Origin of the sequence: Sphingomonas sp. SKA58 (assembly GCF_000153545.1) — a bacterium.
Classification (GTDB): Bacteria; Pseudomonadota; Alphaproteobacteria; order Sphingomonadales; family Sphingomonadaceae; genus Sphingobium; species Sphingobium soli.
On record NZ_CH959306.1, the window covers coordinates 791,320 to 817,808 of the forward strand.

The window sequence follows — 26,489 nt, forward strand, 5'->3', positions numbered from 1 at the left end:
TCGCCGCCCCCCTTGAAGCCGGCCTTAGTCGCGGACAGTCGCGCCTTTGTGACATTGCCATTTCATTTTCATGACATCGTGCCCGATAGCGCCGATGGGCGCTTTTTTTCGTCCATCCTGCCTGGCGTCTCATCCGCTGGCGGGGGCAGCAACACGGTGATGCTGGTGCCTTTGCCGAGCGTGCTGGCAATGTCCAGACGCCCCCGATGGCGCTCCACGATATGCTTGACGATGGCCAGGCCCAGGCCCGTGCCGCCCATGGCGCGGCTGCGGCCCGAATCGACGCGGTAGAAGCGTTCGGTCAGGCGCGGCAGGTGATCGGGGCCGATGCCTTCACCTTCATCCGCGACGCAGAGCCTCGCCATGCCACTGGAGCCTTCGGAAAGAGTCACGCGGATCGGCGTTCCGGGCCGACCATATTTGACCGAATTGCCGATCAGATTGTGAATGAGTTGCGACAATTGCGCCCGATCGCCCAGCACCGGTGCCAGCGAAGGCGCGATCTCCATTTCGACGTCGCGGCCACGATCGCCATGACTTGACCGGAACACGCCGACGACTTCGGCCACCAGTTCGCTCAGATCCACCGCGCTGTCGGGCGTGCGATATTTCTCGGCCTCGATCCGGGACAGCGAAATCAGGTCGTCGATCAGCCGCTGCATCCGGCGGGCTTCGCCATCCATGATCTTGAGGAAGCGTTGCCGGGTTTCGACGTCCTTGCCCAGTTCGGGGTCGGCGAGCGTTTCGATAAAGCCCAATATGCCCGCCAGGGGCGTGCGCAGTTCGTGGCTGGCATTGGCGACGAAATCCACGCGCATCCGTTCGGCGGCATGGGTGCCGCTATGATCGACCAGATGGACCAGCCGCCGCATGGTGGCGACCGCGCCGACGGGCGCGACCCGCATCTGCCACCGTTGATCGCGCGTGCCCAGGCCCACCAGTTCGATCATGATCGGTTCAGCCAGTGGGGCTGTGCTCGCCAGCCGTTCGGCTGCGGCGGGGTGACGGATCGCGATGCGCGCATCCTCGCCTTCGATATGGACGCCAAGCAGCCGCATGGCAGCGCGGTTCGCGCGGGCGATGCGGCCTTTTTCCACCAGCATCAGCGGATCGGAAATGCCTTCGAGCATGCTGGGAAAGTCAGGATGCGCTGTGAAATCAATCTGTTCGGGCGGGGCTGCAAGCGGCGGGTCAGCCGGTCGCAGGCCAGCATCGCCCGATGTGATGATGAGGACCACGACGCCCGCCAATATCGGCAAGGCGATATGAAGGGGATGCGCGCCCATCATCAGGGCGCCGCCCGTGCCCAGCAGCAGCATGGCAAGCGAGGCGGTGATTTGCGAGATACTAAGCCGATTCATGGTTACCGCACTGGAATTGTCGCGCATTTGCTGCGAATGTCTTGTTCCAATAGCGTGCAATCTTTACGCTTTGGCAAGTGCCCGATGCGAAATGGAGCGATATGACTGATCCCAAGCCCGATCAGGACAGGGATGTCCAGCATCAGCCCTCCGCCGCCGATGGCCTGGCTGAGGGCGGGGTCGCGTCGCGTCGCCAGTTGCTGATGGGCGGGGCAGTTGCCGCGTCGACGATCGTGTCCATCCGGCCGGCCCTTGCCAATACAGCGGCGTCGGTCCTCAATTGCACGATCCCCGTGCCCGATCAGGGCCGGGCAGGCAAATATATCGCCCCCAACGGCCAGGTGGTGCCGCCAGGCACGCCGGGCGCATTTCCCGGCACGGGGCGCAGCTATACCGGCGAGCAGGTGAAGCAGGCGCTGCGCGGCCGGCCGCTGCCGGGCACCAGTTACGATCAGAACCAGGCCTATCTCAACTATATCCGCCGGCTCCAGTCGGGAACGAGCGGCTTCACCTGTTACGCATCACTACAGATGCCGCGATAAGCCGACCCGCTAGCGGGATGGAAACGCGGGGCGTGACGGCAGCAGGGGAGCCGATACGGAACAGGCGCGTTGATGCCGTCAAGCCAGCAATACTGGTTCAGGCGGTGGAGACACAATGTTTCATCATGGCGTTCGGTCACATACCGACCTGTCGGCAGCGATCTATTTATATCGGCCGGGCGACGGCGGGCTGGATCGGGTTGCCATATTGCTGGCCAATCATATGGCGCGCAGGGGCATGGCCGTCGAGCTGTGGATGGCGCACCTCGATGGTGTCAGCGCACATCTCATAGATCCCCGTGTACCCGTGCGGCGCGTTGCCGCATTGGGCGGCAATCGGCGCATGTCGATGATCGGACAGTTCCCTGCGCTTGCCGCGATGGTTCGGCGGCACCGGCCCGACATTCTCTATTCCGCGGGGAACCAGAGCAACATGCTGGTGGCGCTGGCTTGCGTGGGGACGGCGACCCGATCGGTCGCGCGCATCTCCAATCCGATCCTGCGCCCGGGCATGGGCGACTTGGCGAGTTGGACCAGGCTGAAGCGCTTTCGCGCAATCAACCGGATCAGCGACCTGACAATCGTCATGGGCGAATATGATCGCGCGCTGCTTTCCCCTAGCGGCGCGGTGCGTCTGCTGCCGCGGCCGACGGTGACCCCGGTCATGGACAGGGTGCGCAGGCAGCGCCGACCGCGAGACGCCGACGCGCCGGTTCAAATGCTGATGGTCGGGCGACTGGTCGAGCAAAAGGACCATGCGACGGCATTGGAGGCGCTGGCGCGGCTGTCGCATCTTGACTGGCGATTGACGATCGCGGGGGACGGGCCGTTGCGCGCGGCATTGGCAGCGCAAGCGGACGCGCTCGGCATCGCCGATCGCGTCATCCTCGCCGGGTATGTTGCCGATCCCGAAAGGCTCGCCGAATTGATGGGACAGGCGGACCTGCTGTTGCAGCCATCCCGCTGGGAAGGGTTGTGCGCAACCCTGATCGAGGCGTTGGCCTGCGGCGCGGGCGTCGTGGCAACCGACAGTACGCCCAATATCCGTCCGGTCCTGGCCGCCGCTGGCCAGCATCCCCCAGTGCCGATCGGCGACAGCGCGGCGCTGGCGCGCGCGATCGAGCGCACTCTGGCGTCTCCTGCGCCCGTCCCCTTGATGGAGGCGGCGATACGTGACCATGGCGCGGCGCGCGCGCTAGACGCCTATGTCACTGCTTTTGCTGAACTGATCCCTTCTCCGACGCCAGTCATGCTGCCCTCGCCTGCATTGCCCTGATGCGTTAGCGTCTTGGCTACTCTCGCCCGCTATGGGTGGGATCATGCCGCAGGAAGACCGATTTTTGAAACCGATCAAGCGTTACCGGATCGACCCGCGCGACGCGTGCCGTGCGTGCGCGCTCGACGATCTGACGCTGCTCTATCATGCTCGATCGGGGCAGACGCACATGGTGATCAGCCCGGTGCCCGAAATACTGGCTTCGATAGAGGACGGCGCATCTGTGACGGCGGATGACCTGTGGGATCGCCTGACGCAATCTTATGATCTGGGCGATCGCGACGAAGCGCTGGCGCAGATCGGCGCGCAGTTGGAAGCGCTGGAGGCGCTTGGTCTGGTGCGCGCGGCATGAGGCATAGCCTAACCCTGCAAATCGGCCCGGCGACGTTCCGGATCGGGTCGGCCTGGCGTCAGCCTGTTGAGGAACTGACGCGACTCTATGCCGGCTACCCCGATCGTCATGACGTGATCGCCGACTTTACGGTACGCCTGCAACCGACCGGTCCGTTGCGCCGATGGGTGCGGCCGTCGATCTTCATTACCGGCGACCATGGCTTGGCCGACGCTGCGCCCATGAGCCTGGCGCATGGGCTGCTGGCAGCGGAAATGGGCATGAATTTGCAGATGGCGCTGGGATGGCGCCGGCATTTGCTGCTGCATGCGTCGAGCGTCGAGAAGGACGGCCGGGCGCTGGTGATGACCGGGGAATCGGGGTCCGGCAAATCGACGCTGGCGGCATTGCTGGGGGAGCGGGGCTGGCGGTTGATGGGCGACGAGTTTGCGCTGCTGGACCTCGACAGTGGCGCGATTCTGCCCTTTCCCCGCCTCGTTTCACTCAAGAATCAGGCGATCGACGTAGTGGAGGACGTCGTGGGCGCGCAGCGTATGGGGCCGATGCTGCAAGCCACGGCCAAGGGCGACATTCGCCATCTGGTGCCGCGACCCGATGCCGTGGCGCGAATGGCCCAGGGGGCGATGCCCGCGATGCTGCTGTTCCCGCGCTTTGGCCATGATGCGGCGATCCGGCCCGTGGGTCAGGGGGAAGCCTTCATGCGGCTGACCCAGGCTTCGACCAATTATGTCGCATTGGGCGAACCGGGCTTCGCTGCGCTGACGCGCTTCGTAACGGATGTACCCGCCTGCGCGATGGATTTCCCGTCAGGGGAGGCAGCGTTCGATATGATCGACCGGCTGTGGGAGGACGGCGCATGAGCGCGGCCTTGCTGGTGCGAGCGCTGCGTCAACCCGCCACTGTCGAGCATCTGGATGCAGCGCAGTGGAACGGCCTGATCGCGGCGGCGAAGGCGGAGCGGCTGATCGCGACATTGGCGTGGCGGGTCGAGGGAATGCGGCTGCCGGAACCGGTCCAGCCCATCCTGCGCGACGCGCGCATGGACGCGGCGCGGGAGGCGCGCCAGGCCTTGTGGGAGGCGGATCGCGCGGCGGCGGCGCTGGCGCCGCTCGGCGTGCGGCTGGTGGTGCTCAAAGGCACGGCCTATGCAGCCGCTGGACTGGTGGCGGGGCAGGGCCGCTTCATCGGCGACCTGGATATTCTGGTGCCGCGTTCGACAATGTCGCAGGTCGAGCCGGCGCTGATGGCGGCGGGCTGGGAATGGGTGAAGGAAGACGCCTATGACGATGCCTATTATCGCCAGTGGATGCATGAACTGCCGCCGATGATCCATGTCGAGCGTGACCGGATGATTGACGTGCATCATACCATCCTGCCGTTGACGGCGCGGCCCAAGCCCGATGCCGACGCCCTGCTGGCCGACGCGGTGCCGGCGGGGGAGAATGTCTGGACGCTGTCGCCCGAAGACCGGGTGATCCACGCCGCCGCCCACATGCTGGCCGATGGCGATTTGCAGGGTGGGCTGCGCAACCTGTGGGATATTCATTGTCTGCTTAACGATGTCGATTCCGTCGCGCTCGATCAGCGGGCGGCGCGGCATGGGTTACGGCGACATGTGCGACAGGCGCAGCGTCTGGCTGGCGCGCTTTATGGCGGCGGCGCCGCGCTGACGCTATGGGATCGCATTGTGCATGCTCGCCTGCTCGCACGCGATGGCTGGGGGCGGGAGACGCGAAAGCTGCTCGTTTTCGCCTTTTATCTGCGGTCGCATTGGCTGCGGATGCCGCCCCTGATGCTGGCCCGGCATTTATGGACAAAGTGGCGCAAGGGGCACAGGCCGCGTTAGGCGGGCGTCGGCTCCAGCATTGCCCGGATCGCCAGGGCGGCCATGTCCGCGACAGCGGCCAGGCGCTCGGGCGGATGACCCGCGCGCGCATCGGCTGACATGCCGGACATGACCGCCGCGACATAGTCCGCGACGACGTCCGCCTTTTGCGGATGGGTGCAGGCGATGAAGTCGCGGATGCGGCCGCGTCCCAGGTCAAGCCAGGTCCGCGCGCGGCAGGCGGCATCGGGATCGGCACTGCGTGCGCCCTCCAGCACCAGGCATCCCGCCATCTGCGGATCGGCGGCATAGATATGCGCGGCCTCGCGCAGCAATTGGGGGAGGGCGACAGCAGGATCGGCGCCCGGCTGCATCAACGCGTGGAGCGGCGCCGCGGCGGCATCGTAACGCGCAGCAGGGTCCGCTGGATATCCTGATCGTCAATGCCGGCGTCGCGATGATCGGCGATCCGCTGACCTTCGATCCTGACGCCGTCGACCGGATGATCGATATCAATGTGCGTGCGCCCTATCACGCAGCGGTCGAGGCGGCGCGAACCATGACGGATGGCGGGCGCATCATCGTCATCGGATCGGTCAACGGCGACGCGGTCCCCTTTGCCGGGGCAGCGGCCTATGCGATGACCAAGTCCGCGTTGCAGGGCATGGCGCGCGGATTGGCGCGGGATCTGGGCGAACGCGGCATCACAGTCAACGTCGTCCAGCCCGGGCCGGTCGATACCGACATGAATCCCGCGGATGGAGAGATAGCGGGCATGGTCATGCCGTTCATGGCGATCAAGCGCTATGGCAAGGCGGACGAGATTGCAGGGCTGACCGCCTATCTGGCCGGTCCCGAAGCCGCCTATATGACCGGCGCTATGCACACGATCGACGGCGGCTTCGGCGCCTGACGCGCGCGGGGTGCCGGTGAAGGCGCCCCGTTTGTCAATCCTTCTTCAATATGTCGAGCGCCAGCACGGTCATCGCCTCGCTGGCGGTGGCGATGACCTTGTCGGCCTCGGGCGCCCAGAAGGGGCTGTGGAGCGATGGCAGGCTGATCTGCCCGGCCTTGGCCGCGGCCATCTTGTCGGCCGGCACGCCGCCGACCCAGAAGATGAAGCTCTTGATCGATTTGTCGGCGCGGTAGAAGCGGCCGAAATCCTCACCCCCCATGACCGCGCTCGTTTGGACGACGCGCCCTTCGGGGAAATTCGCCTTGAGCAGGCCCGCCATTTCCTCGGCAAATTCGGGCGGATTGTAGGTGGAGGGGGTAAATTCGTCCTTCACGCTCACCACCGGCATCTTGTCGTCGGGCATGCCGGCGGCGATCGCTTCGCCGCGCGCGACCCGCTTAATCCCGTCGATCAGCTTCTGCCGGGTTTCGTCGGAATAGCTGCGCACCGTCAGCAGCAGCTTGGCTTCATCGGGGATGATATTATGCTTGGCCCCGGCCTGGAAACTGCCGACCGTGACCACAGCGGGGTCCTGCGGGTCCTGTTCGCGGCTGACCAGTGTCTGGAGCGTGCCCACGATGCGCGATCCCAGCACGATCGGGTCTTTCGCGGTCTGCGGATAGGCGCCGTGGCCGCCCACGCCCTTCACGTCGATATCGACGCTGTCAACATTGGCCAGCGCATAGCCGGGCGTATAGCCGATGACGCCGGCCTCAAGATTGGCCGCGTCGTGAAAGGCGAGCGCGTGCGTCGGGCGCGGGAAGCGGGTGTAAAGCCCGTCTTCCAGCATGTCCCGCGCGCCCTTGCCCACTTCCTCGGCGGGCTGGAGGATCATGACCAGCGTGCCCTTCCAGTCATCCTTGCGCGCGGCGAGCAGCTTGGCGGTTTCGATGAACGCGGTCATGTGCGTGTCGTGGCCGCAGGCGTGCATGACGCCGGTTTCAACGCCCTCGGGCGTCTTGGTGCGAACCTTTGACGCGAAATCGAGGCCGGTCTGTTCGACCACGGGCAGGCCATCCATATCGGCGCGGATCAGCAGCGTTGGGCCGGTGCCATTCTTCATCACCGCGACGACGCCGGTGCCGCCCACTTTTTCGGTCACGTCATATTTGAGGGCCTTCAGCCGCTTGGCGAGCTTTGCGGCGGTGTTGACTTCCTTGAGCGACAATTCGGGATTGGCGTGCAGGTCGCGATAGAGCGTCATCATCGCGTCCATATCCTTGGCGACCGCCGCGCCGATCTCGCTTTGCGCGGGCGGGGTGGCCTGGGCGGGTACGGCGGTGCTGGCCGGCTCCGTCTGGGCAGCGGCGGCGGACGTGAAGCTGGCGACGGCCAACAGGGCCGCGAGCGTGTGACGCATGTTCAAAATCTCCCTTGCTGGCGCACAGCATAAGGGCAATTTGCCGCGGTTGAAGAGCCAAGTTTTCGCCATCCCGATCACCGCTCGGAAATGAAGGCGCGAATATCAGCGCTCAATTTGCGCAGGTCGTCGGGGCGGACATACATCATGTGGCCGGCGTCATAATAATGATAGCGGATGCGCGCAGGATCGAAACCGGTGCGGCTCATGGCATATTCGGCACCGAAGAAGGGCGTGGCGAAATCATACCAGCCCTGGCCGACAAACACCTTTAGCCCGCTATTTTCCCGCAGCGCTTTGCCAAGATACGGTGCGACGCTGGTGTAGACCTCGCTGGCCCGGCCATTTTTGCCCTCCAGTTTCCAGTCCCAGCCGCTGACCCCTCCTATCGTCACATAAGATCGGTCGGTGCGATATTTCAGCGTGTCGCGGGCATAGCTGTTCATCGCGGCGGTATAGGCGCCGTCGATTGCGTAAAAGCTGGGATCGTTATCCGGCTCCTCGCCCGCCGCGTCATAATCCTTGCCGGTATAGCGGGTGTCGAGGCGGCCGATGCTGACTCCCTGGTCGCGCAGCAATTCCTTGTAGAAGCGGCCGGGCGATACGCGCAGGTCGGCATGATCGACAAAGGTTTCGGAAAGCCCCGTCAGGCGGGAGAGTTCAGCGCGGACGCTCGCGCGCTCTTGCGGTGACAACTGATTGCCCTTGAGCAAGGCGGCCGCATAGGGGCCGATGGCAAAGGCGCGCGCCTGCTGCGCGGCCTGCGCTACGGTGGCCGGCGGATTTCCCATTTTCTTGTGATACCAGGCGGTGGTCGCCATTGAAGGCAGGTTGATGATGTAGGGCATTTCATTACCCTGGACCTCGGCCGTGGCCCCGAAGTCGAGGATGGTCGAGATCAGAATGATGCCGTTGACCGCGACATCATTATAGGTGCCTTCCAGTTCGTTGATGAGCGCCACCGATCGCGTCGTGCCGTAGCTTTCGCCGCCAATATATTTGGGCGAGGACCAGCGGCCATTGTCGTTCAGCCACAGGCGGATGAACTGGGCAATCGATTTGGCGTCAGCGGAGACGCCCCAATAATCCTTCGGGTCCTTGTCGCCAAGGGCGTGAGAAAAGCCGGTGCCGACAGGATCGATGAAGACAAGGTCGGTGACGTCGAGCAGGGATTCGGCATTGTCGACCAGTGGATAGGGGGGCGCGCCATCATCCTGCGCGTCGGGGAGGACGACCCGCTTGGGACCAAAAGCGCCCATGTGCAGCCACAGCGAGCCCGAGCCGGGGCCGCCATTATAGAGGAAGGTGATCGGGCGGCTCCCGTCGCCGCCATCTTTAACGTAGGAGGTAGCAAAGATCGCGGCGAGCGGCTTGCCATCCTTGTCCTTGAGGTAGGTTTCCCCGGTGGTCGCGGTATAGCTGATCGCCTTGCCGCCGAACACGCCCTTGTGCCGGGTCACCGAAACATTGGGGGCCGGAACAGGGGCTTCGGCTGCCTCGTCCTTTTTCTTCGGTTCGTCCTGGGCATGAGCGATGGTGGCGGAAAAGGCCAGCGCCAGGGCGGCGAGGCTGGACGTCAAACGCATGATAATCCCCTTGTCTTATGTGCGTCTGGCTAGCGGAGGGCAGAGCCGGAGGGAAGAGGCGACGCGCCGGCGACGCGACAGCAACGCTATCGGGCAAAGTTCACGCGCTTTTCCAATTTTCGCGCGGAAGCGACCTCAAGGCGACGCCGAAGCGACCACAACGCGACCGCGAAGCGACAGGGGGGCAGGACGGCGCGGGCGGCTATGAACAGGAACAGGGCGCGCGTGAATGACCGGGACCGTCATCCCGAAGGGTAGATCAGGTAAAATCCTATTTTGGAAGGATTTTTTGCGAACCGGGCGCTACCCTGCCGGCAAGCGGAGAGCGGAACCCCGGCGCTGTGCCGGGGACCCGCCTGACCTTATTGCGCGGTCCAGCCGCCGTCGATGGACAGGTTGGCGCCGGTGACTTGCGCCGCGGCGTCGCTGCACAGGTAGAGGGCGGTGGCGGCGACCTGTTCTGCCGTCACGAATTCCTTGGTCGGCTGGCCGGCCAGCAGCACGTCGTTCATGACCTGCTCGCGCGTCATGTTCCGCGCCTTCATCGTGTCGGGGATCTGGTTTTCAACCAGCGGCGTCCACACATAGCCGGGCGAAATGCAATTGGCTGTGACGCCGAAGGTCGCCACTTCCAGCGCCACCGTCTTGGTGAAGCCCGCAAGGCCGTGCTTGGCGGTCACATAGGCGCTTTTATAGGGGGAGGCGACCAGCGAATGGGCGGACGCCGTCTGGATGATGCGACCCCATTTCCTGTCCTTCATATAGGGCACGGCAAGGCGCGTCGTATGAAAGGCGGCGTTGAGGTTGAGCGCGATGATGAGGTCCCATTTGTCGAGCGGAAACTCCTCGACCGGGGCGACATGCTGCATGCCGGCATTGTTGATGAGGATATCCACCCCGCCAAAGGCGTCGGCGGCGTCCTTCATCATCGCCTCGATCTGGTCGACCTTGGTCAGGTCATGGCCCGAATAGAGCGCCTTGGCGCCGGAGAGGCTTTCAAGGCCCTGGCGTTCCTTTTCGATCGCATCCGCGTCGCCGAAACCGTTGATGACGATATTTGCGCCTTCCCCGGCCAGCGCCTTGGCATAGGCAAGGCCGATGCCGGAGGTCGATCCGGTGATCAGCGCCGTCTTGCCAGTGAGGAACTTGCTCATGCCGTTTTCTCCTTCAGATGATCGGGTGCGTCGAGATCGAAGGTCGCGCTTTTACCGTCGAGGATGTTGCGGGCGATGAGATCGCCCTTGTGCATGACTTCCTCCACCGCATCGCGGCCCTGGCTCCAATGGTCGAGCATGGTCGAGCGGGAAAATTCGAAATCCTTGGCGCCGCTTTCCCAGTTGCGCGACCGGTATATGAGGTGGACGATGTTGACCGACCCCTGGTCAAGGCACTGGCGCAGCGATTGGGCCTCGGACGAATTCTGAAGGTCGGGCGGCAACTTTTTGAGCAGCGCCTCGATCGCGCCATGTTCGCGGCGCAGGCGCAGATACTGGTCCGTTACCTGGCGGGTGCGGCTGCTATACTGAATGTCCTTCATGCGCGAATAGACATCGGTCATCTGGCGCGGCATCGGCCCTTCGGCGGGGAAGAGATCGACCTGGAAGACCAGCATGTCTTCGGTCTGATGCGTCAGGACATGGGCCAGCGGGGTGTTGGAGACGATGCCGCCGTCCCAGTACCAGCGCCCGTCAATCTCGATCGGCGGCAGGCCGGGCGGCAGCGCGCCAGACGCCATGATATGCCGCGCGTCGATCCGGGTGTTGCCGCCAGGGCCGCGTGTGTCCCAATAGGCGAAATTGCCGCTTTCGACATCCACCGCGCCGACCGACAGGCGCACCGGGCCGTCATTGAGCAGATCCCAGTCGACACAGCTGTCGAGCATGTCCTTGAGCGGCGCGCTGTCATAGAAGCTGATCGCGCCGGGCGATCCTTCGGGCATCAGCGTGGCCGGCCAGAGGCGCGGGCGGAACATGCCGGGCACGCCGAAGCTGGCGACGGTGGCGGCGGCGCCCAAATGCGCGACTTCGCGGATCTGGTCGATTTCAGGCAGGATCATATTGGGTATGCCGCCCGACACGGTGTACCAGAATTTCTTGAGGCGGCTGAGCCGGCGATGCGGCTCATTGCCCGCGATGATCGCGGCGTTGACCGCGCCGATCGAAATGCCCGCGACCCAGCTGATGTCGATGCCCAGTTCGTCGAGCCGTTCAAATACCCCGGACTGGAATGAGCCAAGCGCGCCGCCGCCTTGAAGCAACAGCGCGACCTCGCGGGGAAGCGAGAGCGAGGTGCGCGCGCGCCGGTGCGGACGGTGCTGTGAAGCCGTAGGTTCAATGTCTGCCATGTCGCAGTGCAATATAGGCATTGTCGCGCGCGTTCCAACTCAATGTCTCGCAAGAAGGCAGGCCGTTGGCGCAACCTTCCCGATTACCGGCGGTTTTCGCGCCACGATGAATCGCGTAGGAACGGCGCGGGCAACAGGGAGGACGCGATGAGGCTGGACGACGAACAGGAAAGCAGCCATTTCGAGGTGCAGGACGGGCGCGGCGGCGGTGGATTTGGCGGCGGCGGGCTGGGCATGCTGCTGCCGCTGATCGGCAGCCGGTTCGGATGCGGCGGCATCGTGGTGGTGCTGGTGATCATGGTCGTCATGGGGATGAATCCGCTCAGCCTGCTGGGTGGCGGTGGCGGTGGCGGTGGCCAGCCAGTCCAGACGGAGCGGCCTTCGAGCGCAGAGTTGACCGACGTGCAGCGCACCTCGCTCAAGGTGCTGGGGTCGACCGAGCGCCGCTGGGCCGAGATTTTCCGGGCGCAGGGGCAGAATTATCCGCCGCCCACGCTCGTCTTCTACAGCCAGAACGGGCAGTCGGGCTGCGGCGCAGCAATGTCGGCCATGGGACCATTCTACTGCCCGGCCGACCAACGCATCTACCTCGACACCGATTTCTTCCGCGAGATGGAAACGCGGTTCAACGCGCCCGGCGATTTTCCGATCGGCTACATCATCGCGCATGAAGTGGGCCACCATATCCAGACCATCACCGGCGAGGCCGACCGCATCCGCAAGGCGCAGCAGCGCGCATCGGAGGCGCAGGGCAACGCCTTGCAGGTGAAGATGGAATTGCAGGCCGACTGCTATGCTGGCGTATGGGCAGCGCGTGACGACAATCTGATGGAGCCCGGCGATCTGGAGGAAGGTTTGCGCGCGGCTGAGGCGATCGGCGACGACACGTTGCAGAAAGCTGCCGGGCGGCGGCCGGTGCCCGAAAGCTTCACGCATGGGTCGAGCGCGCAGCGAATGGAGTGGCTGCGCAAGGGGTTGGATACAGGCGACCCGGCGCAATGCGACACATTTGGCGGTTCGATCTGAGGGGAAGCGGCGGCTTGGCCCAACAGCTGCCAAGTGCCGGATCGTCGCGTCAAAATTCGGCGTTCGGCGATCCCGGTGGGGCCTGCTGCGGGGTAGAATAGGGGTTGGCTCCGCCATTGGTCGACGGGGGCGGTTGGGGCAATCCCTGGCCCGGCGAGAGCATGGGCTGCCCCGCGCCGGGAAGCGGCTCGCCCGCTGCGGGCATAGGAGGCGCGAAGTCTGCGGAAGGCGGGGAGGGTGCTGGAACCGCTGGCGCTGCATTGGGCGCGACGAGCGGCGCAGGGGCGGGCGTGGCGGGCTGGTCCTGCACGCCCGATGGCGGGGCAGGCAGGAAGTTCTGCACGGCCATGACGATCACGGGTGCAGCAACTAGGGTCGCGATGGCGAAACTGCGATACATCATGGCGACATCACTCCGGTCCTAATGCCCGAACGTCACGCCATCATACGCCCCTACCCGTGAACAAAAACTTAATCTTAATGTCGATCAAGTTTTCCAAGCAAATCCATCATATCGTCGGGCAAGCCATCGCGAGGCGGCGTGTATGTGGACCGCAGCGCTTTTCCTACTCCTTCATAGGGCGCGGGAAGGCCAACGGTGACAATACGGCCAAGTTCGCCGTCTCGCCCCAACGCTGGTTGGCCAGTCATTTTGCGCTGCATCTCCATGGGGGGGAAACGGGCGAGGCGCGCAAAAGTTTCTGGAATTCATCGCCTTTGCGCGCGATAGCCCGGCTCGATAAGGAGAAGATGGTGTCGAACTGGCCACAAATCGAGGCGCGTATCCGCGCGCATTCGCCATTTCTGGCGCGCGCGCTGGAGCGCTATCCCACCGTGGTGGCGCAGATGGCGCAGGGGGATATGGACGGGGCTCTGGCGGCTGCCCATGCCGCCGCCGATCCGCAGGACGGAGTCGCGCGATCCCTGCGGCGGCGGCGCGGGGCGATCGCGCTCGCGGTGGCGGGCGCGGACCTGTCTGGCGCGTGGGACCTGGATCGGGTGACGCGCACGCTGTCGGATTTTGCCGATCAAGCGCTGGAGGAAGCCATCGCGGCGGCGATGCAGGAACGCTATCCCGATGCCGACCATAAGGGCTTCGTCGTGCTTGCGCTGGGAAAGCATGGCAGCCGCGAACTCAATTATTCATCCGATATCGATCCAATCTTGCTCTACGATCCCGCTACCCTGCCGCATGGCGCGCGGGAGGATGTGGCGGACGCCGCGGTGCGGATCGGCCGACGGGTCAGCGAATTGCTCAATGCGCGGGACGGCGATGGCTATGTCTTTCGCGTCGATCTGCGCTTGCGCCCATCGCCCGAGGCGACGCCGATCGCGCTGCCGGTGGACGCGGCGATCGGCTATTATGAATCGACGGCGCTGGGGTGGGAGCAGGCGGCTTTCATCCGCGCGCGAGCGGCGGCCGGTGACAAGGCGCTGGGTGAGGATTTCCTGCGCCAGATCCGCCCCTTCGTCTGGCGGCGCAGCCTGGATTTCAGCGCGATCGACGCGATCGTCGACATTTCCCGCCGCATCCGCGACCATTATGCGCAGGGGCAGGCCTTCGGGCCGGGCTATGACTTAAAGCGCGGGCGCGGCGGCATACGCGAAGTCGAGTTTTTCGCGCAGGTGCATCAGCTGATCCATGGCGGGCGCGACCCGTCGCTGCGTTCGGGCAATAGCCGCGAGGCGCTGCGTGCGCTGGCCGAGGCCGGGGTGATCGAGCCGGAGGTCGCGACGCGGCTGGACGAAGCCTATGTCCTGCTGCGCACGATCGAGCACCGGTTGCAGATGGTGGAGGACCGCCAGACGCATGAATTGCCGCCGACGATGGCCGGGGTCGATAATGTCGCACGGCTGCACGGGCTGGAGGATGGCGCGGCGCTGCTGGAGTTGCTGCGGCCGCAGGTGGAATGGGTCGGGCGCAATTATGACCGGCTGAGCCCGGACAGCGACGACGCGTCCATGTCGCAGGACGGAGACAAGCTGAAGGCGCAGCTGACCGACATGGGTTTCGCCGATCCCGACACGCCGCTCGCGCGGATCGGTCGCTGGCGCGGCGGCGCGGTGCGGGCATTGCGCAGCGCGGCCTCTCGCGAGGCGCTGGAGCAGTTGCTGCCGGGGCTGATGCGCGCGCTGGCGCAGGCGCCCGACCCGACCCGCGCGCTCAACCGGCTGGACGACATGATCGGTCGCCTGCCGAGCGCGATCAATTTCTTCAAGCTGCTGGCGGCGCGCCCGGCGCTGGTGGAATTGCTGGCGGAGGTGTTGAGCCATGCGCCGACGCTGGCCGACGCGCTGGGACGACGAGCGGAGTTGCTGGACGGGCTGATCGACGCCAGCGCGTTCGATCCGCCGCCATCCGTGCCGCAGATGGCAGCGCAATTTTCCGCGCTGGAGCCGGGCGAGGATTATCAGATGCTGCTCGACCGGGTGCGGCAGCGCGTGGGCGATCGCCGTTTCGCACTGGGCGTGCAGATCATCCGGGGCGGCGACCCGATGGCGGTGGGCAGGGGCTATGGCCGCGTCGCGCTGGCGGCGATCGAGGCGTTGGGCGCGGCCACGGTCGCAGAGTTCGAGGCGGCCCATGGCAAGGTTCCGGGCGGAGAGATGCTGATTCTGGCGCTGGGCCGGCTGGGCGGAGGGGTACTGACCCATGCGTCGGACCTGGACCTGGTCTATCTGTTCACGGGGGATTTCCTGGCCGAATCCGATGGTCCCAAGCCTTTGGGCGCGACGCAATATTTCAACCGGTTGGGGCAGCGGATCACGAACGCGCTGTCGGTGCACACAGCGTCGGGGCCACTTTACGAAGTTGATACGCGGCTGCGGCCATCGGGCGCGCAGGGGTTGCTGGCGGTCAGCCTGGACAGTTTTGCCCGTTATCAGCGCGAGGAAGCCTGGACCTGGGAGCATCTGGCGCTGACGCGGGCGCGGCCGGTCTTTGGTTCGGCGCGCGCGCGTGCGGCGCTGGACGCGGTGCTCAAGGAGACGCTGGAGCGGCCGCGCGACACGGAGGAACTGACGCGGCAGGCGGTCAAGATGCGCGGTGACATCGCCCGCCACAAGCCGCCCGCCAGCGAGATGGACGTCAAGCTGGTACCCGGCGGCCTTGTCGACCTGGAATTTCTGATCCATGTCAGCCAGTTTCGCCACGGCATGGCGTTCGATCCCGACCTGTCGGTTGCGCTGTCGCAATTGGTGGAGGCGGGGCATCTGCCCGCTGCGCTGATCGAGGCGCATGACCTCATCACCCGTTATCTCGTCGTGTCGCGATTGGTGTCGCCTGGATCGACCGAGCCGCCCGAAGCGACGCGGTCGCTGGTGGCGCGCGCCTGCGGCCAGGCGGATTGGGATGCGCTGCTTGCAAGCTATGCCAAGGCGCGGCAATGCGTGGGCGACACATGGGCGGCGATCGCCGCGCCCTATCAGGAGGACGCATGATGCTGGAGCCGGGAGACGCCATTCCCGCAGTGACGCTGATGGATATGGAGGGCGTGGAGTTCGCGCTGGACCATTATAGCGGCAAGCCGCTGGTGGTGTATTTCTATCCCAAGGCCGATACGCCCGGATGCACCAATGAGGCAAAGGACTTCACCGCGCTTGCGGATGAATATGCCGCCGCCGGCGTGCCGGTGATCGGCATTTCCCGCGACAAGCCGGCCAAGCTTAAGAAATTTTCCGAAAAATATGGGCTGAGCGTCATATTGGCCTCTGACGAACCGGGCGACGCCTGCGCGGCGTTCGGCACCTGGGTCGAAAAATCCCTGTATGGCCGCACCTATATGGGGATCGAGCGAGCGACCTTTCTGTTCGGCGCCCAAGGAAAGGTGCAGCGGATCTGGCGCAAGGTGAAGGTGAAGGGCCACGCGGCCGAAGTGCTGGAGGCGGCAAGGGCGCTTTGACCCTGCCCGCGCATATCGAGACGGTCGGCGCGGCGTGCGCGCATGTGCTGACGACGCCTGATCCGCCCGCCAAGCTGATGGCGGCGCGGGCGGTGGCGCGCGCCTGGCGGCTGGGGCGGCTGGCGCATCGGTTCGAGACGGCGATGCCCGACGTGCCGGCACGCCCGGCCGCGCCGGCCCTGTTGCCGCCCAACCAGATGCCACGGCGTGGCAGGATTGGGTCGGAGCGATCGCGGATCGCGATGATCCATGCGCTGGCGCATATCGAATTCGTGGCGATCGACCTGGCGTTCGACCTGATCGGGCGGTTCGGCAGCGAATTTCCCGCGGCCTTTACCGGCGAATGGATGCAGGTGGGCGCTGAAGAGGCGATGCATTTCGCGTTGCTTGACCGGCGGCTACGGCAGATGGGCAGCCATTATGGCGCGCTCCCCGCGCATGACGGCCTCTGGGATGCGGCGCGCGAGACGGCGGGTGATGCGCTGGCGCGGTTGGCGATCGTGCCGATGGTGCTGGAGGCGCGCGCGCTCGACATCACGCCCGCGACCGTTACGCGGTTCGAAGGCGCGGGCGATGTTGTGACGAGCCGTATCCTGCGCCGGATTGTCGAGGACGAGATTCGGCATGTCGCGGCCGGGACGGGGTGGTTCAGCTGGGCGACGAACCGAAAAGGACTTAACGCGCCCTATCACTATCAAATGCTTGTGAAACGGCATTTTCGTGGGTGTCTGAAGCCGCCTTTCAACGACTCGGCGCGTCGACAGGCCGGTTTAACCGAAGATTTTTACGTGGCGCTTGCAAGCTGAGCGGTGATTTGCAGTCTGCATTTCCAGCGGGGGCGGCATCTGTCGCCAAACATACAACACGGGAAGCGCCGAGAGACATAGTCTCCGGCTGATAGTCGGGGTCTGCATGTCGGTTCTTCATATGGTCAATGCGCGCGGTTCGATGATGTTCCAGACCGCTTCGAAGTTTTTCACATTGCTAGGAGGGGTGGCTGTTGCAGGCGCATTGAGCGCTGCCGCCCCGGCGCAGGCCGCGACCGATGATGATGACCCCTATGGCGATGTGCCCGCCGCTGCGGCCAAGGCCGAGCAGAATGACGCGGGCTTCGCCAACCTCTTCGCCAGCCTTCAGCGCCTGGACGGCGTGACCAAGGCATCGGCCTATATCCCGTCGGGTCGCCCTGTTTCCAAATTGTCGCTGACCTCCAATTTCGGCGTACGCTCCGATCCGTTCAATGGCGGCGCGCGGATGCACAAGGGCATCGACATCCCCGGTCCGGTCGGCACGCCGATCTATGCGACCGCCGATGGCGTCGTCAGCCGCGCCGGATGGGCGAACGGCTATGGCAATCTGGTCCAGATCACGCACGGCAGCGGCATGGAAACGCGTTATGGCCATATGTCGAAGCTGCTGGTGTCGCCCAACAGCTATGTGAAGCGCGGCCAGATCATCGGTCTGATGGGTTCGACCGGCCGGTCCACCGGCAGCCACCTTCATTATGAAGTCCGCGTCGATGGCGCGGCGATCAACCCCATTCCTTTCGTGTCCGGCCCCGATTATCTGGTGGCGATGAACACCAAGCCGCCGGTCGCCATGGGCGGCCCGACCAAGGCAGAAGAACAAGCGGCCGATTGATCCCCCTTTTTCCGGCACTTTCGCAAAGGCCCGGCGCCCTATGGGTTGCCGGGCCTTTTGCCTGATCCTATCTAGGCGCCATGGCCGACATCGACCTCACACCCTCCGCCGCCGCCCGCGTCGCGGCGATCGCCACCAAGCAGGGCAAGCCCGCCATTCTTCGCCTGTCGGTCGAAGGCGGCGGTTGCTCTGGCTTTCAATATCGCTTCGGCCTGGCCGAGGCGGTCGAGCCTGAGGATATGGCGGTGGAGCGCGATGGCGTGACGCTGGTGGTGGACGATGTCAGTATCGATCTGGTGCGCGGATCGGCGGTGGATTTCGTGTCGGATCTGGGCGGGCAGGCGTTCAAGGTGACGAACCCCAATGCGACCGCCGGCTGCGGATGCGGGACCAGCTTCTCGGTCTGACGCTTCTTCCGTTTGAAAAGGCGGGCGCGGCTGCGTAGGCAGAGGCCTATTCCTTTCTGAACGGATGGCCTTCTTCATGCGCATCGCGACCTTCAATATCAACGGCATTAAAGCGCGTCTGCCGCGTCTGCTGGAATGGCTGGACGAAACGCGGCCCGATGTCGCCTGCCTTCAGGAGATCAAGACCAGCGACGAGACCTTCCCGATCAAGGATATCGAGGACGCCGGCTATGGCGCGATCTGGCACGGGCAGAAGGGCTTCAACGGCGTCGCCATCCTGGCGCGGGGGGACGCGCCGGTCGAAGTGCGGCGCGGGCTGGAAGGCGAACCCGAGGACGAACATAGCCGGTATCTGGAGGCCGATGTGAAGGGGGTGCGGGTTGCCTCCATCTATCTGCCCAACGGCAACCCGCAGCCGGGGCCGAAATTCGATTACAAGCTGCGCTGGATGGACAGGCTGCGCCGACGCGCGGCGGAAATCTGGACCGAAGAAGTGCCGGCTGTGCTGGCGGGCGACTATAATGTCATTCCGCGCGACGTGGACACATTTTCGGTCAAGGCGATGGCCGACGATGCGCTGATGCAGCCCGAAAGCCGGGCGGCCTATCGCCGAATGCTGAACGACGGATGGACCGACGCGATATTGAGCCGTCATCCCGCCGGCGGGGTGTGGACCTTCTGGGACTATCAGGCCAATAGCTGGCCGCGCGACGCGGGGTTTCGCATTGACCACTTGCTGCTGAGCCCGGCAGCAGCCGACCGCCTGATCGATGCGCGGGTCGATCGCGATTTCCGAGGGCGCGAAAAGGCGAGCGACCACGCCCCGACCTGGGTCGAACTGCGGCCAGCCTGAATATTACCCGGATCATATTGACGGAATAAAATCCGGGTAATAATGTCCCCGCCGAAGGAGATTCGGAATGGATGGGACACTAACGGCCTTCGCCGGCGAATTGTGGATCGCTACGGGCGACCAGGGCGAAATCCGCGCCGCGCTCCAGGCGATGGGCGATGACGCGCAGAATATCCTGTTGTTCGACGACCGGACCGGCCGGCAGGTCGATATAGACCTGGAGGATTCCGTCTCGCAGGCGCCGCGCGGGCGGGGACGGCCCAAGCTGGGCGTCCAGGCGCGCGAGGTCACGTTGCTGCCCCGCCAGTGGGACTGGCTGGCGCAGCAGCCAGGCGGCGTTTCGGCGGTGTTGCGACGGCTGGTGGACGACGCGCGCAAAGCGGAAGCCGGGCCGACGTCACCGCGCGCGGCGATGGACGCGGCCTATCATTTCACGACGGCGATGGCGGGCGACCGGCCCGGCTATGAGGAGGCGATCCGGGCGCTCTATGCCAAGGATGCCACACGATTCACGGCGTTTTCAAGAAATTGGCCGGCCGGCATTCGCGACCATGCGCTGGCGCTGGCGGCACCGGCCTTCGCCTGACGGGGCTCGTCAGGCCGCGAGGCGGAGGAAGGGGACCGGCTCGGTCGAGCGCAGGACGATCGGGCGGCCTTCGGAGGCTTCGAACAGTTCGCCGTCCAGGATGACGCTGCTATGATCGCCCTCGATACGGATCATGTCGCCCTGTTCCAGATGGATGCCGTGCATCTTGGCCTTGCCGACGCGGCCCCACAGGCTTGCCCATACCAGGCGGAGCAGGGCGGGAATATTCTGGTCCACCGCCATCAGTTTCATGTTGCCGCGGCTGCTGTCGCCGGGCTGGACGCCCAGGAGCAGTCGTTCAAGTGTCGTCACGATCAGCACGGCGAAGCGCCCGGCGATCTGGCCGTCGCGAATCAGGGAAATGCTGACCGGCTTGCCCGACGGCGGCAGGAACCGCGCGCGGATGCCGAACAGCAGCGACACGATGACCGCCAGCGCTGTGATGAAATGGCTGAGGCCATTGGAAAGGCCCAGCGGGTAAATCTGGTTGCGGCAATAGAGCATATAGTCGGCCAGGCCCGCCCCGCCCAGAAACATGCCGAGCACCGGGCGGCTGCCCGCCGCGCCATCAGAAAGGGCAATGAGTTCGCGCGCGACGACATGATCGTCGACGCCTGACTTGGCGATGGCGACGATGCGCTCCAGCGCCTTGATCGGATCGCCATGGATGCCAAGGTCGAGCGCGATGAGGTTGGTCTTGCCATTGGGCAGCACCGCGATCGGCGGCACCCGTCCGGTGAAATGTTCGCCCTGATAGAGTTCGGTCAGCGACGCCTGCACCGTGCCGTCGCCGCCATTGATGACGATGACGGCCGGATCGACGCGGGCGATCGTCTGGAACGCCCGGCCGATCTGGTCGACATGCTCCACTTCATAATGGAAGATATCGGGGTTGCTGGCGCAATAGCTGCGGACGCGCGGGAGTGTCTGACGGTTGCCCGTAGACTTGGGGTTGGACAGAAGCGCGACGCAGACCATGGCAATGGTTCACATATATTTGAGGTTGATCGTGATTTTGGTCACGCCGGGGCCAGCCTGAAACGCGGCCTTGCTGATGCTCGGCTTGCCCAGGTTGAAGATGTTGATCGACGGATTATTGGAAAAGCCGCCGCCATCACGCGAAATGTCGGTCTTGCCATTGCCGTCGCGATCATGCCGCACCGCAATGCCGTAGGTGCCCGAATGCGGCACCGGCATGCAGAAGCGCATGCTGCCATTGGTGGGCTTTACAGGGACGTCGATGCGATAGAGCCATTCGCCCTTTTCCAGCCAGGCCGCCTTCGTGCCCGGATAGGATTGCACGCGCACCTTGCCGGTGGGCGCGACGAAGCCGCGCACATCAACCAGAACCGCCGGCCCCTTCGCATCGGCCGCGCAGCGTTCGAGATTATTCGGGATTTCCTGCCCATGGGCCATGGCCGGCACGGCGATCACCATCGCCGCCACCGACATCAGACCCATTGCAACTTTTACCATGACCATCAGACTCCTGGAAGCTATAGCCATCCGCATGGATCGGATGGCGAGCCCCTGTTCGCCCCACAAACTTACCCGTCCGGATATGGGCGGGCTTTGCGGCCAAAACATGGTGATGGGACGACGACTTAGAGAATGCTGACCGCCACCGACCGATATCTCGCCCGCCTGATCGCCGTGCCGATGCTGGGCACGCTGGTGATCGCAGCGATGCTGCTGGTGCTCGACAAGATGCTGAGCCTGTTCGACTTCGTCGCGGCGGAGGGCGGGCCGGTCAGCGTGGTGTGGCGGATGCTGGCCAATATGCTGCCCGAATATCTGTCGCTGGGCATTCCGATCGGCCTGATGCTGGGCATATTGCTGGCGTTCCGCAAGCTCGCCATGTCATCGGAACTGGATGTCATGCGCGCGGTCGGCCTGTCATACGGGCGTTTGCTGCGCGTGCCCTATATGTATGCGATCGCGCTGGCGCTCATCAATTTCGGCATAGTGGGCTTCGTCCAGCCCCTGTCTCGCCACGCTTATGAAGCGCTGCGGTTCGAGCTGCGGTCGGGCGCGCTGGGCGCGTCGATCAAGGTCGGGGAGTTCACCAATCTGGGCAAGCGCATGACGCTGCGCATCGAGCGCAGCCGCGACCAGGGGCGCAATTTGCAGGGCATTTTCGTGCGCGCAACCAGTCGCGACGGGCAGTCGGTCGCGGTGACGGCGGCGCAGGGCACATTCCTGGCGACGGACGACCCCGATGTCATCATTTTCCGCCTGCGCGATGGCGTGCTGGTCAACGACGCGCCCAAATATAAGACGCCGCGCATCCTGTCCTTTTCCAGCCATGACCTGCCGATCGACCTGCCACAGATCGAAAGTTTCCGCGGGCGCGACAATGACCGGGAAAAGACGATTCCCGAACTGGTGGTGATCGGCAAGAATCAGGCGACGCCCCCTAAGCTGCGCAACGAGGTGCGCGCCAATTTCCATTTCCGCATGGTGGAGGTGGTGTTCATGCTGTTGCTGCCGCTGGCGGCGCTGGCCTTCGCCATTCCGCCCAAACGATCGACGTCCGCGCTGGGCGTGTTCCTGTCTATCGTGTTTATCGTGACCTATCACAAGGTCAATCAATATGGCGAAAGTGTGGGTGCCTTGGGCAAGATCGATCCGATCATCGCTTTGTGGGGGCCATTCCTGCTGGCGTCAGGACTGGTGCTCTGGATGTATCATGTGATCGCCCATCGTCCGGGCGGACAGCCAATCGCCGCGCTGGAATTCGCCTTTGCCAAGATCGGCAAGCAGGTGGGCCGGCTGATCCGGCTGGGCCGGCGACGTGCTTCGGCGGAAGGAGCCGCCTGAGCCATGCATGTGAACTTCTTCCCGTCGCGCCAGATCAGCCTGTATATGGCGCGGCTGTTCCTGACCCGCACCTTCGCGGTGCTGGCGATGCTGGTGGTCGTGCTCCAGACGCTCGACCTGCTGGGCAATTCGGGCGATATCCTGGCCTATCCCGGCAATAGCGACGCGCAGCTATGGCATTATGTCGGCCTGCGGGCGCCGCAGATCATCGCCACCTTCCTGCCCTTTTCGGTGCTGCTGGGCACGCTGGTGATGCTGGCGACGCTGAACCAGAATAGCGAGATCATCTCGATGAAAGCGGCGGGGCTGTCAGCGCACCAGATATTGGCGCCGCTGGTGCTGGCGGCGCTGGGCGTGTCGATCATCAGCTTTGTTTTCAACGAACGGATCGTCGTGCGATCGACCGCGGCCTTGAGCGCGTGGGAGGCGGTGGATTATGGTCCGGTGCCCCCCGACAGCGGGGTCAAGTCCAACCCCTGGGTGCGCGACGGCAATAATCTGGTCAACGCGGCCATTGTGGCAGGGCGTGGCACTGCGGTGCAGTTGCGGCAGGTGGAAATCTACAACCGCATCAACAATCGGCTGACGACGATCGTCCAGGCGCCAAAGGGCCATTATGATGTCGCGTCGAAAAGCTGGGTGCTGGAAGGCGCGCGGCAGTTCGACGTCGCGCGAGGAACGGTCAGCAATATCGGCACGGTCCGGTTCGGGCGCGATATCAGGCCTGATCAGTTCACGCTGGCGCGGGTCGATCCCGACGCGTTGACCTTCCATGAACTGGAAGCGGCGATCGGCGACCTGCGCGACGCAGGCCGGCCGACCAAGGAACTGGAGGGCAGTTTGTGGCACAAGCTGTCGGGGCCGCTGTCAGCGTTGCTGATGCCGATATTGGGATCGGTCGCGGCCTTCGGCCTGGCGCGGTCGGGGCAGTTGTTCATGCGCGCAGTGCTGGGCATGGCGCTGGGCTTTGCCTATTTCGTCGCGGACAATTTCTCGCTCGCGATGGGCAATCTGGGCGCCTATCCCCCGGTACTGGCGGCCTGGGCGCCCTTTTTCCTGTTCCTGCTGGTGGGTGAGACAGTGCTGTTCCGCACCGAGGAATAGACAAGAAAAAGGCCCCGGCGACCAAGGGGTGTCGCGCGGGGCCTCGCCTCTAGGGGGCGTCCCGGCCCTCATGAGGGGGAGGGGTAGGACCGGAACACCCGCGATATGGGCAGGCGATTGCCCGTTTCAAGCTGCAACCGAAAAATTTTGCAGTTTCGCGCTTTTCAGGCCCGACGCGTCATGGTGCTGCGCGCGATCTTGCCGACCAGCGGAATCATGCCGGTGTAATTGCCCCGATGATAGGGCGACTCCGCGTCGATCATGGCCATCAGGCGGGCATGGGCCTTGCCCAGCGCATGATAGGGCACGCTGGGCAGCAGATGATGCAGCGCATGATAGCGCAGGCCAACAGGCGCCCAGAGCGCGGGCAAAGTGGCGGGCGGCGGCACATTGACCGAATCGAGATATTGCGCGGTGACGGTCATCGCCTCGCCCCCATTTTCCCAAAGATGGGCAACCAGCGTGCGCAACTGGTTGATGACGGTCATCGCGGAATGGACGGCCATATAGACGAGCAATGGCTTCCATCCGAAGGCGAAGATGCTGCCCACCAGCGCCAGCGCAACGATGCAGGCCCCCGCTTCCTGCCATGCCCATTGCCGCGCAAAGGCGCCTTCGGGCGTGCGGCGGCGATAGGCGGGATTGATCGAGAGCGCGGAAAATTCCGCAACCACCTTGCGCCGGAGCGCGGGGATCAGCAGCGACAGCGGCGTCAGCACGCCAAAGCGCAGGATGAGCCCGACAGGGGCAAGCGCGGCAACCAATATGAACAGCGGCAGCGACCAGGGCTTCATCAGCGCCAGCGGCAGATATTCCGGGTCCTCCGCCGTGCCATAGCGCGTGCGGGCATGATGCTGCGTATGCACCCCCTCATACATGAAGGAGGGGATCATGAGCGGCAGGCCCACGACGAGGTTCCACCCCAGGCGGAACCCCGGCAGCGCGCCCTTGCGGATGTGGGTCAGTTCATGGATGAAGCTGGCCGCGCGATAGAGGGCGAGCATCGAGACAAGGCCGCAGGCCAGCGCGATCGCCAGATTGTCGATCAGGATCGCGCCCGCCAGCGCGCTCCAGCCGATCAGCGCGGAGGCCAGCAGGTCGGGCCAGTAGATACGCGGGTCGGCATGCGCATAGTCGCGCGCCAGTTCGGCCGCCGCGCGCAGCATCACCGTATCGTCGGGAATAGCCGCGCGCGCGCGCTGGGCGGCGGCAAGTATGGGATCATGCACTGTCATGCGGGCCGTCCTAATCTCCAAATACGCTCGATTCATGGCAGCACCATGTCATGTTTGTCTTCATAGCCGCAGCTATGATGCGCATGATTGACATTGCGCAAACAAGCGCCGAACTGCACCGCATCCCTGATATTTTCGAAGGCGGCATCCGTGGCGCATACTGATCTGGTTATCACTCCTGTTTCCGGCAAGGCCGATATGAAGGCTTTCATCGACCTGCCTTGGCGGCTTTATGCCAAGGACGCCAACTGGGTGCCGCCGCTGAAGGCCGAGGTCAAGGAACTGCTGACGCCGGGAAAGAACCCGTTTTTCGGCCATGCCAGGGCGCAATATTTCCTGGCTCGGCGCAACGGGCAAGTGGTGGGGCGGGTGTCGGCGCACATCGACGAGCTTGCCCTTCGCCAGCCGCCTGAACAGGGCATGGGGCCAGGCACCGGCAATTTCGGCCTGTTCGAGGCGGAGGATGCGCAGGTTGGCGAGGCGCTGATCGCAGCGGCCGAGCAGTGGCTGCGCACGCAGGGCATGACGCGGGTGCTGGGACCGATTTCCCTGTCCATCTGGGAAGAGCCGGGGCTGCTGATCGAGGGTCATGATCATCCGCCCACGGTGATGATGGGGCATAACAGCCCGGCCTATCAGGCAATGATCGAAGGTGCGGGCTATGTGCCGGTCAAGCAGCTCAAGACCTATGAGCTGGACATCACGCAGGATTTTCCGCCGCTGATCCAGCGCATCGTCCAGTCGGGCGAGAAAAATGGCCGCATCCACATCCGCAAGGTCGACAAGGCGAAGTTCGATCAGGAAGCCGCGATCATCCTTGCCATATTGAACGACGCGTGGGGTCAGAATTGGGGCTTCGTGCCGATCACCGACGCGGAAGTCGCGCATACCGGCAAGAAGCTCAAGCCGATCGTGTTCGAGGATCTGATCATGATCGCGGAGCTGGATGGCGAGCCGGTGGCGTTCATGATGACGCTGCCCGACCTTAACGAAGCGATCGGCCCGCTTAATGGATCACTGTTTCCGTTCGGTTGGATCAAGCTGCTGCGCTGGCTCAAGAAACCGCAGGTGCGCACGATGCGCGTGCCGCTGATGGGCGTGGTGCAGCGATTGCAAAGTTCGCGCATGGCGAGCCAGCTGGCCTTCATGATGATCGAATATATCCGCCGCGCCGCAATCACCGAATATGGCGCGACGCGTGGCGAGATTGGCTGGGTGCTGGACGATAATCAGGGCATGAACGCGATCGCCGACGCGATCGATAGCCAGGTGAACAAAATCTATCAGATCTACGAGAAGGCGCTGTAGGCCAGA

At 64.4% G+C, this 26,489-nt stretch carries 26 protein-coding genes and 1 pseudogene; 17 read left to right on the plus strand and 10 right to left on the minus strand.

Going from position 1 to position 26,489, the window contains the following annotated elements:
- Positions 1-68: 68 nt before the first annotated feature.
- The gene (locus SKA58_RS04310; protein ID WP_050763010.1) at positions 69-1,361 is read right to left on the minus strand and encodes a sensor histidine kinase; all 1,293 of its coding nucleotides are present in this window, start codon (positions 1,359-1,361) and stop codon (positions 69-71) included.
- A 101-nt stretch (positions 1,362-1,462) separates the two neighbouring features.
- On the opposite strand from SKA58_RS04310, the gene SKA58_RS04315 reads away from it, so the two are divergent.
- The 5 genes from SKA58_RS04315 (at position 1,463) to SKA58_RS04335 (ending at position 5,377) form a co-directional block, all read left to right on the plus strand.
- Positions 1,463-1,903, plus strand: a complete 441-nt coding sequence (locus SKA58_RS04315) for a hypothetical protein (RefSeq protein ID WP_009821139.1) — start codon at positions 1,463-1,465, stop codon at positions 1,901-1,903.
- Positions 1,904-2,018: 115 nt separating this feature from the next.
- Complete coding sequence (locus SKA58_RS04320) at positions 2,019-3,179, plus strand: glycosyltransferase (protein WP_009821140.1); 1,161 nt, start codon at positions 2,019-2,021, stop codon at positions 3,177-3,179.
- A 43-nt stretch (positions 3,180-3,222) separates the two neighbouring features.
- Positions 3,223-3,531: an HPr-rel-A system PqqD family peptide chaperone gene (locus tag SKA58_RS04325; RefSeq protein WP_037542571.1), complete on the plus strand. Its 309-nt coding sequence runs from the start codon at positions 3,223-3,225 to the stop codon at positions 3,529-3,531.
- Positions 3,528-4,391, plus strand: a complete 864-nt coding sequence (locus SKA58_RS04330) for an HprK-related kinase A (protein ID WP_009821142.1) — start codon at positions 3,528-3,530, stop codon at positions 4,389-4,391. The genes SKA58_RS04325 and SKA58_RS04330 overlap by 4 nt, the downstream gene beginning before the upstream one ends.
- On the plus strand, positions 4,388-5,377 hold the full coding sequence (locus SKA58_RS04335) for a nucleotidyltransferase domain-containing protein (protein WP_009821143.1): 990 nt from the start codon (positions 4,388-4,390) through the stop codon (positions 5,375-5,377). Before SKA58_RS04330 ends, SKA58_RS04335 begins: the two co-directional genes overlap by 4 nt.
- Here SKA58_RS04335 and SKA58_RS19790 read toward each other — a convergent pair.
- On the minus strand, positions 5,374-5,733 hold the full coding sequence (locus tag SKA58_RS19790; RefSeq protein WP_198005954.1) for a hypothetical protein: 360 nt from the start codon (positions 5,731-5,733) through the stop codon (positions 5,374-5,376). The two genes, SKA58_RS04335 and SKA58_RS19790, sit on opposite strands and share 4 nt — an antisense overlap.
- 32 nt (positions 5,734-5,765) lie before the next feature.
- Between SKA58_RS19790 and SKA58_RS04345 the strand changes: the two are divergent.
- Positions 5,766-6,269 (plus strand): annotated as a pseudogene (locus SKA58_RS04345) (SDR family oxidoreductase); the annotation flags it as partial.
- A gap of 34 nt (positions 6,270-6,303) precedes the next feature.
- Here SKA58_RS04345 and SKA58_RS04350 read toward each other — a convergent pair.
- The 4 genes from SKA58_RS04350 to SKA58_RS04370 all read right to left on the minus strand — a co-directional run bounded on the left by SKA58_RS04350 (position 6,304) and on the right by SKA58_RS04370 (position 11,601).
- Complete coding sequence (locus SKA58_RS04350) at positions 6,304-7,671, minus strand: amidohydrolase (protein ID WP_009821146.1); 1,368 nt, start codon at positions 7,669-7,671, stop codon at positions 6,304-6,306.
- Between the two features lie 77 nt (positions 7,672-7,748).
- Positions 7,749-9,257 carry a S10 family peptidase gene (locus SKA58_RS04355; protein ID WP_009821147.1) on the minus strand — a complete coding sequence of 503 codons (1,509 nt, stop codon included), beginning with the start codon at positions 9,255-9,257 and terminating at the stop codon, positions 7,749-7,751.
- Between the two features lie 362 nt (positions 9,258-9,619).
- Entirely contained in the window at positions 9,620-10,411 is a 792-nt protein-coding gene (locus SKA58_RS04365) for a 3-hydroxybutyrate dehydrogenase (RefSeq protein ID WP_009821148.1), read from the minus strand.
- Complete coding sequence (locus SKA58_RS04370) at positions 10,408-11,601, minus strand: patatin-like phospholipase family protein (RefSeq protein ID WP_009821149.1); 1,194 nt, start codon at positions 11,599-11,601, stop codon at positions 10,408-10,410. Before SKA58_RS04370 ends, SKA58_RS04365 begins: the two co-directional genes overlap by 4 nt.
- Before the next feature lie 147 nt (positions 11,602-11,748).
- Between SKA58_RS04370 and ypfJ the strand changes: the two genes are divergently transcribed.
- Positions 11,749-12,627: a KPN_02809 family neutral zinc metallopeptidase gene (gene ypfJ, locus SKA58_RS04375; protein ID WP_037542577.1), complete on the plus strand. Its 879-nt coding sequence runs from the start codon at positions 11,749-11,751 to the stop codon at positions 12,625-12,627.
- A gap of 49 nt (positions 12,628-12,676) precedes the next feature.
- Here the strand turns inward: ypfJ and SKA58_RS04380 are convergent, their stop codons facing one another.
- Entirely contained in the window at positions 12,677-13,030 is a 354-nt protein-coding gene (locus SKA58_RS04380) for a hypothetical protein (RefSeq protein ID WP_037542117.1), read from the minus strand.
- A 347-nt stretch (positions 13,031-13,377) separates the two neighbouring features.
- On the opposite strand from SKA58_RS04380, the gene SKA58_RS04385 reads away from it, so the two are divergent.
- From SKA58_RS04385 to SKA58_RS04415, 7 genes are all read left to right on the plus strand, one after another.
- Entirely contained in the window at positions 13,378-16,068 is a 2,691-nt protein-coding gene (locus SKA58_RS04385) for a bifunctional [glutamine synthetase] adenylyltransferase/[glutamine synthetase]-adenylyl-L-tyrosine phosphorylase (RefSeq protein WP_037542579.1), read from the plus strand.
- Complete coding sequence (gene bcp, locus SKA58_RS04390; RefSeq protein ID WP_037542581.1) at positions 16,068-16,529, plus strand: thioredoxin-dependent thiol peroxidase; 462 nt, start codon at positions 16,068-16,070, stop codon at positions 16,527-16,529. Before SKA58_RS04385 ends, bcp begins: the two co-directional genes overlap by 1 nt.
- Positions 16,526-17,335 carry a ferritin-like domain-containing protein gene (locus tag SKA58_RS04395; protein WP_009821153.1) on the plus strand — a complete coding sequence of 270 codons (810 nt, stop codon included), beginning with the start codon at positions 16,526-16,528 and terminating at the stop codon, positions 17,333-17,335. The genes bcp and SKA58_RS04395 overlap by 4 nt, the downstream gene beginning before the upstream one ends.
- Positions 17,336-17,441: 106 nt before the next feature.
- Positions 17,442-18,170 (plus strand): M23 family metallopeptidase, encoded by a 729-nt coding sequence (locus SKA58_RS04400; protein ID WP_198005924.1) that lies wholly within the window; start codon positions 17,442-17,444, stop codon positions 18,168-18,170.
- Between the two features lie 80 nt (positions 18,171-18,250).
- The gene (erpA, locus tag SKA58_RS04405) at positions 18,251-18,577 is read left to right on the plus strand and encodes an iron-sulfur cluster insertion protein ErpA (RefSeq protein ID WP_009821155.1); all 327 of its coding nucleotides are present in this window, start codon (positions 18,251-18,253) and stop codon (positions 18,575-18,577) included.
- A 76-nt stretch (positions 18,578-18,653) separates the two neighbouring features.
- Positions 18,654-19,430 carry an exodeoxyribonuclease III gene (gene xth, locus SKA58_RS04410; RefSeq protein ID WP_037542585.1) on the plus strand — a complete coding sequence of 259 codons (777 nt, stop codon included), beginning with the start codon at positions 18,654-18,656 and terminating at the stop codon, positions 19,428-19,430.
- Positions 19,431-19,497: 67 nt separating this feature from the next.
- Positions 19,498-20,016: a DUF2239 family protein gene (locus SKA58_RS04415; RefSeq protein WP_009821157.1), complete on the plus strand. Its 519-nt coding sequence runs from the start codon at positions 19,498-19,500 to the stop codon at positions 20,014-20,016.
- 9 nt (positions 20,017-20,025) lie between these two features.
- On the opposite strand, the gene SKA58_RS04420 is transcribed toward SKA58_RS04415, so the two are convergent.
- A complete protein-coding gene (locus tag SKA58_RS04420) occupies positions 20,026-20,994 on the minus strand; it encodes a diacylglycerol/lipid kinase family protein (RefSeq protein ID WP_009821158.1) in 969 nt (322 codons plus the stop codon).
- A gap of 9 nt (positions 20,995-21,003) precedes the next feature.
- Positions 21,004-21,498 (minus strand): DUF2141 domain-containing protein, encoded by a 495-nt coding sequence (locus SKA58_RS04425; protein ID WP_037542119.1) that lies wholly within the window; start codon positions 21,496-21,498, stop codon positions 21,004-21,006.
- A gap of 129 nt (positions 21,499-21,627) precedes the next feature.
- Here SKA58_RS04425 and lptF point away from each other — a divergent pair, with 129 nt between their 5' ends.
- Positions 21,628-22,836 carry an LPS export ABC transporter permease LptF gene (lptF, locus tag SKA58_RS04430; RefSeq protein ID WP_009821160.1) on the plus strand — a complete coding sequence of 403 codons (1,209 nt, stop codon included), beginning with the start codon at positions 21,628-21,630 and terminating at the stop codon, positions 22,834-22,836.
- 3 nt (positions 22,837-22,839) lie between these two features.
- Complete coding sequence (gene lptG / locus SKA58_RS04435) at positions 22,840-23,940, plus strand: LPS export ABC transporter permease LptG (protein ID WP_009821161.1); 1,101 nt, start codon at positions 22,840-22,842, stop codon at positions 23,938-23,940.
- A 164-nt stretch (positions 23,941-24,104) separates the two neighbouring features.
- On the opposite strand, the gene SKA58_RS04440 is transcribed toward lptG, so the two are convergent.
- A complete protein-coding gene (locus SKA58_RS04440) occupies positions 24,105-25,175 on the minus strand; it encodes a fatty acid desaturase family protein (RefSeq protein WP_009821162.1) in 1,071 nt (356 codons plus the stop codon).
- Between the two features lie 150 nt (positions 25,176-25,325).
- Between SKA58_RS04440 and SKA58_RS04445 the strand changes: the two genes are divergently transcribed.
- Positions 25,326-26,483, plus strand: coding sequence for a GNAT family N-acetyltransferase (locus SKA58_RS04445; protein ID WP_009821164.1), 1,158 nt, complete (start codon positions 25,326-25,328; stop codon positions 26,481-26,483).
- Positions 26,484-26,489 lie beyond the last annotated feature (6 nt).